The 13,116-nt window shown below is 57.2% G+C and carries 10 protein-coding genes; 7 read left to right on the forward strand and 3 right to left on the reverse strand.

Annotated elements, in window-relative coordinates:
- Positions 1-12: 12 nt before the first annotated feature.
- Positions 13-531, forward strand: a complete 519-nt coding sequence (locus tag VGM48_RS16425; protein WP_331581054.1) for a hypothetical protein — start codon at positions 13-15, stop codon at positions 529-531.
- A 9-nt stretch (positions 532-540) separates the two neighbouring features.
- On the opposite strand, the gene VGM48_RS16430 is transcribed toward VGM48_RS16425, so the two are convergent.
- Both VGM48_RS16430 and VGM48_RS16435 read right to left on the reverse strand, forming a co-directional pair.
- On the reverse strand, positions 541-3,531 hold the full coding sequence (locus VGM48_RS16430; RefSeq protein ID WP_331581056.1) for a redoxin family protein: 2,991 nt from the start codon (positions 3,529-3,531) through the stop codon (positions 541-543).
- A 7-nt stretch (positions 3,532-3,538) separates the two neighbouring features.
- Complete coding sequence (locus VGM48_RS16435) at positions 3,539-6,475, reverse strand: glycosyl hydrolase family 28-related protein (RefSeq protein WP_331581058.1); 2,937 nt, start codon at positions 6,473-6,475, stop codon at positions 3,539-3,541.
- Positions 6,476-6,596: 121 nt separating this feature from the next.
- Here VGM48_RS16435 and VGM48_RS16440 point away from each other — a divergent pair, with 121 nt between their 5' ends.
- From VGM48_RS16440 to VGM48_RS16465, 6 genes are read left to right on the forward strand one after another with little or no spacing between them, the layout of a single operon-like run.
- The gene (locus VGM48_RS16440; RefSeq protein ID WP_331581060.1) at positions 6,597-7,010 is read left to right on the forward strand and encodes a hypothetical protein; all 414 of its coding nucleotides are present in this window, start codon (positions 6,597-6,599) and stop codon (positions 7,008-7,010) included.
- Positions 7,003-7,473, forward strand: coding sequence for a PTS sugar transporter subunit IIB (locus VGM48_RS16445; protein WP_331581062.1), 471 nt, complete (start codon positions 7,003-7,005; stop codon positions 7,471-7,473). Before VGM48_RS16440 ends, VGM48_RS16445 begins: the two co-directional genes overlap by 8 nt.
- A 1-nt stretch (position 7,474) precedes the next feature.
- Positions 7,475-9,064, forward strand: a complete 1,590-nt coding sequence (locus tag VGM48_RS16450; protein ID WP_331581064.1) for a PTS system mannose/fructose/sorbose family transporter subunit IID — start codon at positions 7,475-7,477, stop codon at positions 9,062-9,064.
- The gene (ptsP, locus tag VGM48_RS16455; protein ID WP_331581066.1) at positions 9,061-10,671 is read left to right on the forward strand and encodes a phosphoenolpyruvate--protein phosphotransferase; all 1,611 of its coding nucleotides are present in this window, start codon (positions 9,061-9,063) and stop codon (positions 10,669-10,671) included. The genes VGM48_RS16450 and ptsP overlap by 4 nt, the downstream gene beginning before the upstream one ends.
- The gene (locus tag VGM48_RS16460; RefSeq protein ID WP_331581068.1) at positions 10,668-10,934 is read left to right on the forward strand and encodes an HPr family phosphocarrier protein; all 267 of its coding nucleotides are present in this window, start codon (positions 10,668-10,670) and stop codon (positions 10,932-10,934) included. The genes ptsP and VGM48_RS16460 overlap by 4 nt, the downstream gene beginning before the upstream one ends.
- Position 10,935: 1 nt before the next feature.
- Positions 10,936-11,694: a 6-phosphogluconolactonase gene (locus VGM48_RS16465; protein ID WP_331581070.1), complete on the forward strand. Its 759-nt coding sequence runs from the start codon at positions 10,936-10,938 to the stop codon at positions 11,692-11,694.
- A gap of 189 nt (positions 11,695-11,883) precedes the next feature.
- Here VGM48_RS16465 and VGM48_RS16470 read toward each other — a convergent pair.
- Positions 11,884-13,116 (reverse strand): glycoside hydrolase family 9 protein (locus tag VGM48_RS16470; RefSeq protein ID WP_331581072.1); only part of this gene is annotated, 1,233 nt, incomplete at its 5' end.

Consider the following 13,116-nt stretch of genomic DNA (forward strand, 5'->3'; position numbering starts at 1 on the left):
AAAAGATAAAAAATGAAGACTATTTTATCATTCGGCCTGATGGCGCTTGTCGCGGTAGGGCTGATCAGCATGCGCGAGCGGCAGCAGGAGCCGACAAAAGATTCCGTCACGACCGTTCGCCCGGTGATCGCCGCAGATACCATTCCGTCCGGTCATCGGTTCAGCCCGCGGACGAACAGTATCAATGATGAGGGAATACCGCCCGTGCCACCCATACCGGCTCTGCCACCCATGCCCGCAATTCCTCCCGTGCCTCCCGTCCCACCGGTGCCGCCGGTGTCCGATTATTATATCCGCCACATCATCCGCGATCTGCGTAGCGACAAGATCATCGACAAGAGCGCCCCCCTGAGCTTCACGCTGGATAACAACGGGTTTACCGTCAACGGCGCGAAACAGCCGGCCGAAGTGATCAAACGCTATCAGCAGAAATACCTCGACCGGCCCAAAGATCATTTTATCTATGAGCATCGCGGCGGTTCCACCCATACCGATATCTCCACGAATAAGAAAGAGCCCGAAGAGATCTAGTCAATCAACCTACTGTTTAAAGATACGGCCCATACCGGGGCTATCGAAGATGAGCCTTCTCAGCTGCTCGGGATCGATAGCCCCTTGTTTTGCATAAATGATCTTACCCCCCGGCTCCACGAGCAGGCTGTAAGGCAGGGCGCCCTGCCATTTCGGGTCGATAGCTTCCATGAGCTTGTATTTGTCGTCGCCCGTATAGATATAGTTGGGCGAGGAGCACTCCTGTTTTTCGAGGAAGCGGAGGGCCTTTGCCCCGGCGGCGCTGTCGTCGGTGCTGATGCTGACGAGCTCGAAGCCGCGGTCCCGGTACATCCGGTTCAGCGACACCAGTTGAGGATATTCCTCGACACAGGGTACGCACCAGGTGGCCCAAAGGTTGATCAGCCGAAGCTTTTTACCATTATTATGAACAAGGCCGGCAACACCCGTGACGCCGATGGTATCGAGCCGGACGGGTTCATGCGCCCAGGTGATGGCGGCTTTTTCCGTCCAGTTACTTTTTTCGATCCATTTAATGCTGCAGCCGAAGGTCTTTGTCACGGCAACCGGCGGTTCTTTACCGGCAAGAAGGGCATCGAGGGCGTTGCGGGCGTCGAAGTGCTGGGGCGTTTTTGCCGGGTTCTCCTGGTCATCGATGCGGCCGTTGTATCGAAGCCGGCGTTGCTGGTCGAAGATAAAAACATGCGGCGTCGAGATCGGACCATATTGCTTCGAGGCTGTCTCCGTCTCACCGTCATAGAGGTAGGGAAAGTTATAGCCCGCATTTCCTGCGCGGGTCTTCATATCGTCGAATCCGTCGCCGACATCGCTGTAGCCCAGTTCGTCGATGCGTAATGCCGAAGGCGCGTTGGGGCTGATAGCAACGACGCGAACGCCTTTTGCCGCATATTCATTGGTAAGCTGGATAATTCGTTTCTCATAGGCCTGCGAGGTCGGGCAGTGGTTGCACATAAAGACAACGACCAAAACCTTTGCCGCTTTGAAGTCTTGCAGCGTATAAGTCTTGCCATCCGTAGCCGGGAGCCTGAAGTCGGGAGCCGGAGCGCCGATGGCCAGCGTCGGATGATCGTTGATATGTTCGGCATCGATGGTGGTGGCCAGTAGTCGCAGCGGTTGGCCGGCGGCAATGGCGAGGAGATACCAGGCATCATGGGGCAGCCATTGTTCGGCCCACCGCCAGTCATAGTCTTTTCCCGTCATCGCATACGATAGATTGAAGTCGATGTCTTCTTCGTTGTCGACACCGCTGGTGATCCCGTTGACGATACCGCCCGGCGCGTTGGTGTATTCGAAGGTTCCGAAAAAGCCGTATGCAGGGTTGTTATGGCCCGTTCCCTGGACCATGGAGGCGTCATAAGGGTTCAGACCCAGGATCCAGTTGAGCTGGTCGATGGCAAAAGTTTCGAGCGAGTCGACGAAGGACTTATTGCGATCACCCGCCGTGGCTGCGGATGCATCCCCCGAGTTGGCTGCGGATGCATCACCTGTGAAGAGCGGGACGGCCAATCGGGCCGCGGCAGCCATCGAACCCAGGCGGGCATCTTCCCCCTGCCACCAGGGCGAGGCTTCGCTGCCATGCGGAAAGAAAAAGCTGCTGCGCCGGCGTCCCAGCGTATCCTGTACCAACTGCCGGCTATAGCCGAAGGGATTGTTCACCTCGTGAGTGATGGCCAGCTCATATTCCAGCGACCGGTGCACGCTAAGCTTTATCGCCGCCTGCGTCGCACCCGTGGCATAGGGATAATAATAAAGGAGGCTTACCAGGGGCAACCCGGCATCGGAAGGATGAAAGAAGGGACGGTCCGCATTGTCGGCACGCCAGTAGTCGGTGTACTTGCCCCAGGACGTAAGACGGCTGAGAAGCTGGTTGGCCCTTTTTTCGGCAGCTTCGCGATACTTGTCGGCACGGGTGGCTTTGTAGAGTTCGGTGGCGGCGGCAAGCGCACAATAGTCATCCACGATATTTTCTTTCCCGTCATTGGTCATGGCGGGATTTTCTTTGTCGAGATAGGCAAAAGCCTCTTCGGCGGCCTGCAGGTAACGGGCATTGGAGAAATCACCGGGGATACCGGTCATGGAAGCCATGGCAAGCGCCGCAATGGCCATACCCCCACCCGACCGGAAGCTGCTCTGATAGCTGCGCCAGTCATTGACGATGCGGTCGCCGCCAAACGATTGATCCTTTGACTGCTTTATCCGATAACTCTGTTGTTCGGGGGAGATAGCCCGGTCCTTTGCCGCTTTGGCCGCGCCGGGTGCCCCGATGGACCGATAGAACGAGCCGCCTTTTGCCTGCAGCCGGACGAGATAGTCCGCGCCATAGTTGGCCTCATCCATGATGCGCCGGAGAAACTGGCGATAGTCGGTGCCCGTGCGGTTGCTCAGCAGTTCGTTTGTCTTTAACAGACTGTAAACGACCATGGGTACCTGCTGCGGGTTGAAGTAAGAAGAGAAAGAAAGGTGTGAAAGGTGGATGCCATAGTCACCCGTGGCGTCGTACCAGCCGCCATGAAGGTCCAGGGTGTCCGGGCCATCCCCATGTCGCGCGGCCGCGGGTAAAGGCAAATGATGGTCGGCCTGATCGATAAGCCCGGCCGAACGTTGGCCTTTGAAATAATATAAGACATCCGAAAGGGTCGCCTTTTCAAAGACGTTCCTGCCGATAACGAAGGGATAGGACGTCACCGGGACGCCCCCGATCATGGATCGTATCCGATAAACCCCCCGTTTATGATACGTGGAGAAATCAAGGGTGTAGAACAGCCAGTGCTTCCATTTGCCGACGGGGCCGCTGTACACGGGCTCACCGGCGTAGACGACTTTATTCGTGCTGTCATCGATCAGCTGGAAGGCGGAATTGGATTGCCGGGTATTGGTTTGGATGATGGCGCGTTTCGCCTTGCCTTCTTCATACCCTACGTGGTTGACGAGGATGCGCGGGGATTGTGCGGATGACGCGAGGGTTATAAGCAGGAAGGAGATGAACAGGAGGGATCGCATAGTTCGATTAGTTTATGGACAGCCGGTACAGGGAGTTGTGGCCGGTGATAAAAAGGGTTTGGGAGTCGGCGCCGAAGGAGAGACCGGTAGGCCGTTCGGGAGTCTTTAGGGTTTTGATCAGGTGGCCCTGCGGGTCGTATACATAGATCTCTCCATCGGCAATATAGACATTTCCGGCGGCATCGGTCGCGGTGGCGAACTCGCCGCGCTGGGCGAAGTAACTGAGATCGGAGAGGATGCCTTTGGGATCAACGTTTGTCCTGACGGTGCGTTTGTCATACTCGTCAGTGGTATACAACGGCTTGCCGGGCCGGGCCGCGGCAAGAGCCGTGCTGCGGGCGAGATCATAGACCACCGGGATGATCGTTACGCCGTCGGGTGCGACGAAGCACTGCTGTGGACGTTGGACGGAGACGGTGTTGAAATCATGATAGTCGCGCCAGCGATGCGCCGGGTAAAGCGCCCGGTCGACCGGGTCGATGCTGCCCATCGGCTGCGTCGGAAGAAGACGGATCGTTTCATCGGGGTTATCCGGATCGATCGAATAGACCCAGGTAGCGAAGCCGGAGTTGCCCCAGCCGCTGAACGAGGTGCCGGCGGCGTCGGGCGGGTTGGTAAAGGTTTCGCCCGTACCCGGTTTGGGAACATATTTAAAGACGACGAGCAGGTTGTCTTTTTTGTCGCAGGCCAGGGACAGCGGTTGCCAGGGATAGTCGGCGAGAAGCGTCGTCTGACGGGTGGCAGGAGAGTAGCGATAAATGCGGCGCAGACGCGAATCACAGAAGTAGATATTGCCTTTGCTGTCGGCACAGGGGCTTTGAGCGAATTCGAAGCCGGTCGCAAGCTGAGTGGTTGCCGGCGCAGCGGAGGCATCTGACGCTGTTGTTTCTTCACCGATAAACAACCGGGCAAACTCCCAGGGCCGGACGGTAGTGTTGGTGTTGACGTCGTAGAGGGGGTCGGTGGTCGTATAGATGATCTGACTATAGTTGTGAACGTTGAGAAATTCGAGGTTATGACCGCCCCAGCGACGGATCGACCAGGGATAGGGTTTGTTCACCCGGATGACGCGGAACATATACAGATTGGCAAAGGTCATATCATGACAGTCCTCGAGTTCCATGGGTTGGCATTCGGTGGATTCGCGGCTCTCTTCTTCGAGTTGCAACGCATAGACCTTCCAGTTGGCGACGGCGTTGAAGCGGACTTCGTTGCGAACATGGTGTTCGACGGAGAGGGCATAGATCCGGCCGGGGGTGGAGGTATGCGAGAAATAAGCGCCCGCCGTAGCGTAGGTGTTGGCGCTCCAGATATCCTTGAACGTTCCGCCACCGCCATTGGTGACCCATAGGCTCCAGTATTGCGTGTCCCAATCCCGTTCGGATTGCCGGCGGGCGGTGTCGGTTGTATTGGGCCGGGGGATGCCGCCATGACCGCCGATAAATTTTACGTCGTTCATATAGGAGTGCTCCCCGGACTGCCATTTGCACGCAACAGCACGGGGATTGCTGGCGTTTGTGTTGAGGCCGATCCCGCTGAGAATATTGCGGCCACCCACGGGAGTCTCGACCATGGGTTGCGGGCCGCCGAAGCCGCCAAAGGCCGGGGTGTTGTCGGCAATGAGAAATTGCGTGGCAAACGGGTGAAGACCGATGAAGACCGTGTTGGGCCGGAGATGAAGGGGGGCGGTGAGCCGGTACCAGCCTTCGGGGACATAAAGAATATCGTGGTGGTCGATCGCCTCCTGGATCACTTTTGTATCATCGGACACGCCATCCCCTTTGGCGCCGAGGGACCGGAGATTCGTCCACAAGGCCGCGTCCGGGAAGGCGGGGATGTCCGACGGGGCAACGGAAGGCATGACGGATACGGATTGAATATCTTTTGTTGTAGCATATACCGGGTCCGCGACCCAACCGTCGATCTGCAGTCCGTCGGTAAAACTCTTCACGAGATAGATGGGTGAGGGGGCGGTAGTACGGCGGTGGGTGAGCCGGCCTTCGGCCAGCACAGGGGTATTGCGGCAGGCGATGTTCCGGAGGTTCACCTGGCTAAAAGCGTTGTCTTCATTGCTGATGCGGATGGCCGTTTCTTTTATCCCCTCAAAACGGCAATCCTCCATAAAGAGCTTTTCATGGTAGTTGGAGTCGATGTCAACAACGACAGGCACCTGTTTCGCCTGCAGCCGGATGAGAACGAGGCCCGCCTCGCGGGTGCGGATGGCAGCGCGGCGCTGCCCTTCAAACCAGGAGTCGACGATGGCACAGGGCCAGCCGGGGCTTGGCTTCGTAGTAAAGATGCCATAGTCGCCGCCGAAGAAGCGGATGTCTTCCATCTCGTTGCCGACGTCGAATAGGCCGGCGCGCCCGTTACCCGCGTCGATGTCGACATGGGAGATATAGCTATGCTGAGCGAAATGGGTACGCAGGGCGATGGCGGCGGGATTACCGTCCCCGATCCGCAGGTTGATATTGGACATCGCGCTGTAAAAGGTAGAGGCGCCGGCGTCCCGGACAGGCTGGCCGGGAGCGGAAAGGCCGCTGACAAACCAGAACATATAACGGCCCTGGCCCTTATCCCCCGGGTCTGCCGATTGGAATCCGGGGGAGTTACGCCCCAGAACGATCAGCGGGCGGGTCTTGCCAAAGCCGATAAGCCGGATCGCGGTCGGGATATAGATAGTCTTCGAGATGCGGTAGGTTCCCTCAGGGATAAAGATGATCCCAAAATTGTCGCGGGTCTTTAGCGTTCGGATAGCTTCCTGCAGGGCATCGGAGACATCGGTCTTTCCGTCCGCGGTTATCTTATAATTATCCGCGGTAAAATAGAGGGCGTGGGGGTCGTCAGGGCGGGTGCGGAAGACGGAGACCCCGGGAAGTGGGGCCGCCCCGGTGACGACTGGGAGGAGCAAAATAAAGGTGACGATCCGAACATAGCTTTTCATAGGGGAAAGGTAACTCGCCGCGACGGTCCGATGGCGGCGAAAGCCCCCTACTTTACCACTACAGCGGAGAAAAATGGCAAAAAGCGGCTGTTTTGAGCATAAGTAATGGTAGAATTGCAGCATGAGAAGGTTTCTGATCGTCAGCCATGGAGAGCTGGCCGGCGGCATCCGGTCGGCACTGGAATTGATCACCGGGGTCACGGCCGGGGTCGCGATCCTTCAGGCCTATGTCGATGAGAACAAGTCGGTGGAAGAGGAGATCGCCGGACTGCTCGGCGGGGCCTGCGACGAGGAGGAGTGGGTAGTGTTTACCGATTTGCTGGGCGGCAGCATCACCAACCAGGTGTTGCGGGTTGCGGCGGAGTTGGGGGTGATGGGGTCGGTCCACGTCGTGGCAGGGATAAACCTGCCGCTCGTGATCGAAGTGGTGATGGCGGATTCGTCCACGCCGGTAAGGGAGGTACTCAACGACGCCATCGGAATGGCAAGGGATCAATTGGTCTATGTAAACGAACTGATCAATAATAATGGTTAAGCTGTTACGAATCGATGACCGGCTTGTACATGGCCAGGTGGCATTTACCTGGACGCCGGCGCTGGGGGTAGACGGTTTGTTTGTCGCCAACGACCGGGTAGCAAAGGATGAATTTTTACGGATGACCCTGGGACTCGCCAAACCGGCGGGAGCCAAACTGCTGATCAAGTCGATCGCGGATTCGATCACCTGGCTCAACGACGCCAAAAATAAGGGCCAGCAACTGCTGGTGCTGGTCGATTCGGTAAAAGACGCTCATGTGCTGGCAATGGAAGTAGGTGATATCCGGTCGATCAATTTTGGTGGCATCCGGGCAAAGACGGGAGCAAGGCCGGTCTCGAAGGCCATCGCCCTCAGCGACAATGACATCATACTCATCCGGGAACTGCTGGCGAAGGGACTCGAATTGGAAGTGCGGCAGGTGCCGACGGATAAAAAAGAACCGATCGAAAATCTACTCTGACGTGCTGAGTTATCTATTTATTACGCTGATCATTTTCTTCGGTCATTCTGAAGATCTGCTGGGCACGACCCTGCTGAGCCGGCCGCTTGTACTGGCGCCGCTGGTCGGCTGGGCGCTGGGCGACTGGCAACAGGGGGTGATCATCGGGGCTTCCCTGGAGCTGATCTTTATGGGTAATATCAAGGTTGGTGCGGCGATCCCGCCCGATGTGGTAACGGGAGGCGTCCTTGGGACGGCCTTCGCGATCATCTCGCATAAAGGCGTCGGCATTGCGCTGGCCCTGGCCATTCCCATCTCTATCCTCGCGGAGATGCTGCTGAGCGCTTTGTTCGTCACCCGGAGCGTTTTCAATAAAACATTTACCCGGTATGCCGAGACCGGGAATTGGCGGGGCGTGCAGCGGCTGCATGTGTTATCGGGTTTCGTCAAGCCTGCGCTGATGGCGCTGGTCGGCTTTCTTGCCCTGCAACTGGGCGCGGGGGTGATGAAAGCCTTTCTCGACAGGATCCCCGCCTGGGTGAACACAGGTTTACAGGTAGCCGGCAACCTCCTCCCGGCACTCGGGTTTGCGCTGTTGATGAACCTTCTTTTCCACAAGCGGGTGGCGCCCTATTTTTTTCTGGGGTTCTTATTAGCCGCATATTTAAAGATGCCCATTATCGCCATCGGCGGGTTGGGGGTGATCATTGCCTTCCTGGTGACGCAGGAGAAGCCGCGACCCGGTGAAGCGCTGGATGAAGAGAACGGAGACGGCGGCTACGAACCGGCGACAGCAGAGCCGGCCGCGGAAGAACGGGCGCCGGCACTGAGCAAGCGCGATCTGCGGCGCATCTTCTGGCGGAGCATGTTGCTCGAAGCAAACTTCAATTTCGAGACCTGGCAGAATACCGGGTTTGCCTTCGCCCTTTTACCGGTGCTGCGGAAGTTCTATTCGACAAAGGAATCGATGGCGGCTGCCCTGCAGCGTCATCTGCAGTTGTTCAATACAAGCACCTATGGCTGTACGCTGATCCTTGGGCTCACGGCGGCGATGGAAGAGCAGAACAGCCGGGATGCGGAATTCGATGCCGAATCGATCAACTCGGTGAAGCTGGGGCTGATGGGACCGCTGGCCGGCGTTTTTGATTCACTTTTTTGGGGAACGCTAAAAGTCATTGCGGCAGGTGTAGGCACCTCACTCGCGTTGAAAGGAAATGCCCTCGGGGTGGTGCTGTTTATCCTCTTGTTTAATGTCCCGCACCTGCTGTTGCGGTATCAGCTCACCTTCATCGGCTATAAGACCGGCACCCGCTTCCTGATGCAGCTGTCGAAGAATAATGTGATGGACAGGCTCAAGGATGGCGCGGCGATCCTGGGTCTGATGGTCGTGGGCGCCATGCCGGCAACGCTGATGAGTATCCATACCCCGTTGTCGTTTGGTGAAGGCGCGGGATTACAGGGCGTGCTGGATCAGATAGTCCCTGCGCTATTGCCGCTCGGGCTCACCTTTCTGACGTATTATTTTATCCGGCGCGGCGTTAAGACGACGGCATTGCTGATCGGGCTGCTTGCACTTGGATTTCTTGGGAGTATCTTACACTGGATCATATGACGGGCATCGGCGTTTCATCGGGGATTGCGATAGGCAGGGCCTATTGGCTGCGACAGCGAACAGCGCGGATCAGCGGGATCCTGCTTGCCGATGCGGCTGCCGTCCAGTCGGAGACGGGGAAATATCAACGCGCGGTGGCCGCGGCGATCGCCGGGCTGGAGAAATTGATGGCCATGGAGAAGGAGGAAGAGGCGGCCATCCTGGAAGTACAGGTGCAGCTGTTGCAGGACCCTGCCTGGGAAGAAGAAGTGTACCGGCGCATCGGGGAACTGCGGATACCGGCACGGGATGCCGTATTACTGGCGATGGAACATTTTGTGGAAGTTTTTGAGAAGATGGAAGATGATTATCTGCGGGCGAGAGCGGCGGATGTCAAGGATATGGGATGGCGCTTGTTTCAGCGACTGGCCGGCCTGCCCGTGGGGAGACAGTTGCCGGCGGGCGAAGGCTGGATCGTCGTCGCAGAAGACCTCACCCCGTCCGACACCCTGGGTCTCGATGCCGGCCGCGTCGAAGGCTTTGTCACGCAAACGGGCGGGAAGACCTCACATGCGGCCATCGTGGCGCGACTTCGGGGCATCCCGGCCGTCACCGGGGTCGGCGAGGGACTCGCAGCGATTGCCGACGGTGATGAGTTGGTGTTGGATGGCGAGTCGGGCGTAGTGCTGGTAAACCCATCGGCAGCAGTCATTGGTGAATACCGGCAGAAACGGGAAGATTTTTTGCGCCGGCGGCAACAGTTGCGGGCACTGAAAGATCGCGAAGCAGTGACCACCGATGGAGTTCGGGTGCATCTGCAGGCCAATATTGCTTCGGCAGAGGATATGGAACAGGCGCTTGCCTTTGGAGCCGAGGGCGTGGGACTCCTGCGTACCGAACTGCTGTTCATGCATCGGGACCGGTTGCCGACGGAAGAAGAACAATTCATTTTTTATAAGAATGTGCTTTTGCGCAGCGGCGGCCACCCGGTGACGATCCGCACGCTGGATATCGGTGGGGATAAGCCCCTGCCTTATCTTGATCTGCCAAAAGAAGAGAACCCTTTTCTTGGTTATCGGGCGATACGCATTTGCCTGGATCAAAAAGAGCTGTTCCTGACCCAGCTGCGGGCGATCCTGCGAGCGGCCTTGTTTGGTCCCTGCCGGATCATGTTTCCGATGATCGGGAGCGTGGAGGAATTGCTGGCAGCAAAGGCAGCGGTGGCGGAAGCCCGGAGAATGTTGACCGCCGGAGGTATTGCGTTTGCCGCGGAGGTGCCGGTAGGGGTCATGATCGAGATCCCCTCGGCGGCGCTGACGGCCGATCTGCTGGCAAAAGAAGCGGACTTCTTCAGCATCGGGACCAACGATCTTTGTCAGTATACGCTTGCCGTCGACCGGATGAACGAGAAGATCGCCGCCTTGTACGATCCCTTTCACCCGGCGGTGCTGAAGCTGATAAAAATGGTCATCGAGGAGGGACAGCGTGCCGGTATCCCGGTAGGGATGTGTGGAGAACTGGCGGGCGATGTAACCGCTACCCAACTGCTCTACCGCATGGGACTGCGGGAGTTTTCGATGGTTGCCCCAGCCATCCCGGAAGTGAAAAATGTCATTATTCGATTATGATCACAAGAGAATATCTAATCCTGGCGCCGGAAGGCATGCATGCAAGACCGGCCACGGCGATGGTCAAGCTGGCCAAACAATTTCAGGTGACGGTCCTGCTGAAGAAAGGAGAGAAGAAAGCAAAGCTCAACAGCCTGCTGAGTATTCTTTCGCTTGGAATAAAGGGGGGAGAGGGAGTGGCTCTGGAGTTCGAGGGGACCGGGGAAGCGGCGGCGGCGGAAGCATTTGATACTTTTTTTGCGAACAATTTAAAAGACTGGTAAAATGAAAATAACGATCACAAAGAACGAACGCGAATTCGATGTGACCGCAGCCTGGCGGATCATCGGGCAGATGCTGGCAAAGCCGGAAGCGGTCATCGGGCTGTCGACGGGTCAGACGACGATAAATATGCACGCTATCGTCAGTGAGATCTATAAGAAATATCCCTTCGATATCTCGCGGGTCACGCTGTTCAACGTAGACGAGCTGACCAATCTGCAACGGGAATATCCGGGCAGCTGTTATTCGATGATCTACGATCAATTGGCCGGCCCGTTGGGAATAACTGAAGAGAACTTTATCATGCCTCCCACTCTGTCGGATGATTTTGTCCGCGAGGCCCTGGTGTTCGAAGAACGTCTTGCGGCACGCGGCGGGGCCGATCTGCAAATGCTGGGCATCGGCTGGAACGGGCATATCGGCATCAACCAGCCGGGAACACCGTTCGAAAGCGAGACCTGGGTATCGCCCATGGACCCGATCTTCGAGGCAAAGGTTAGAAAGGAGACCGGGCTTCCGGCCGATCATGAGTTGGGCGGGCTGACCCGGGGGATCAAGAATATCATGCAAACGCGGAAGATCGTGCTGATCGCGAAGGGTGAACACAAGGCGTCGATCATCGAACAGGCTATTCTGGGACCCGTGACTACGGACATCCCGGCGTCGGTGGTCCAGCTGCATCCCGATTGCGAGATCCTGCTCGATGCGGCGGCAGGGGAAGGGATAAGGGCAAAGGCCAGGGAAAGGGGTTTTGAATGGTAGCTATCTGACCAGGTAGAAGCAGAAGGTCACCAGCATGCCCAGCAGAAAGGCGATAATAAGCCCGGGTACGGAAAGATGATTCTCTTTTAGCAACTTTTTCATGGGAGTATAAAGGCAAGCGACATGCCATTGGATAACTAATTGATTATCAATTAGCGCCCAGACCCCAGGGTTCCCATATTTGGAAGATTATTCCCTCGCCATAGCCGTCACGGCGGCCAGGAACCAGGCGGCATGGGGGAGCCATTGTTCGGTCCAACGCCATTCGTTGCCGTTATCCGCGGTCCGGAAGTCGATCCCGCTGCCGTCGCCATGGTCTTTACCTCCGGTGATCCCGTTGGAGATGCCGCCACGCTGGGAGCCATGGCCATAATTGGAATGCATGTAGGGGACGTTGTTTTGACCGAATTGATAAAGAAAGCAGATCGAATAGGGATTGCAGCCCAGGATCCAGGAGTATTGGCGGGCGGCATAGGTTACCAATGCATCCTTGTTCAGCAGCTTGTTGCCAAGCAATGCGGCAGTTGCCAATGACCCAAGCCGCGCATTCTCCCCCTGCCACCACCAACCGGTTTCATTGTCATGAGGAATGAAGAAGCCATCTTTCACTTCTCCCTTGTATAGGAAGCTTTGACGGGCATAGCCGAAGGGATTGTCCACTTCGTTGGTGACCTTTAAGTTGTAGGCGAGTGCCTGGTCGATGGTATTCATCGCGGCATCGCGGTAAGCCTTGTCCTGCTCCTTGTCGAGATAGCGGACAAGCGCGACGACGGGCAGGCCCGCATCGGCCGCATGCCAGAAAGGGCGACGGCCATCGTCGGAGATGAAATACCCTTCCGGCGTCATCCGCGCGTTGAGCTTTCCCGCGCGAAGCCGGGCCTGATCACGATAGTAGTTGCTGTCGGTGGCGATCCATAGCTCGGTGGCAGCCATTAGGGCGCAATAGTCATCGATAATATTTTCCTTCCCGTCATCATCGTATTTCGTGTTGTTGATCACCAGGTGGGCATACGCCCTTTGGGCGGCGTCGAGGTATTGCTGCGAAGTATATTCGCCGTGCTTGTGCCAGCGCGAGATGCGCGCCAGGGCCGCGATAGCCATCCCGCCCCCTTCGCGGAAGGCGCATTGGTATTCGTTGGTGGTGACGCTATTAGCACGAAGCCCGACAATTCGTCGGGCTTCGGGGTCTTTCTTGAAATAGGTGAAGATGGTCATGTAGAAATACCCATCGGGCGAGAGCGATCGCGTGACATAGTCGGCGCCCCAGAGCGCTTCACTGGTAAGTGAGTCGGTGAGGCCCCATTGGTTCAGCCGGCTTCGAAGGATCTCCCCGGTATTGACGAGACTCCAGGTCACCAAGGGGATCTGTTGGGGTGACATGAAATTCGCGTAGGCCAGATGCGAGAAGTATTTGCTGACATC

The sequence above is a fragment of the Puia sp. genome (assembly GCF_036500295.1).
In the GTDB taxonomy this organism is placed as follows: Bacteria; Bacteroidota; Bacteroidia; order Chitinophagales; family Chitinophagaceae; genus Puia.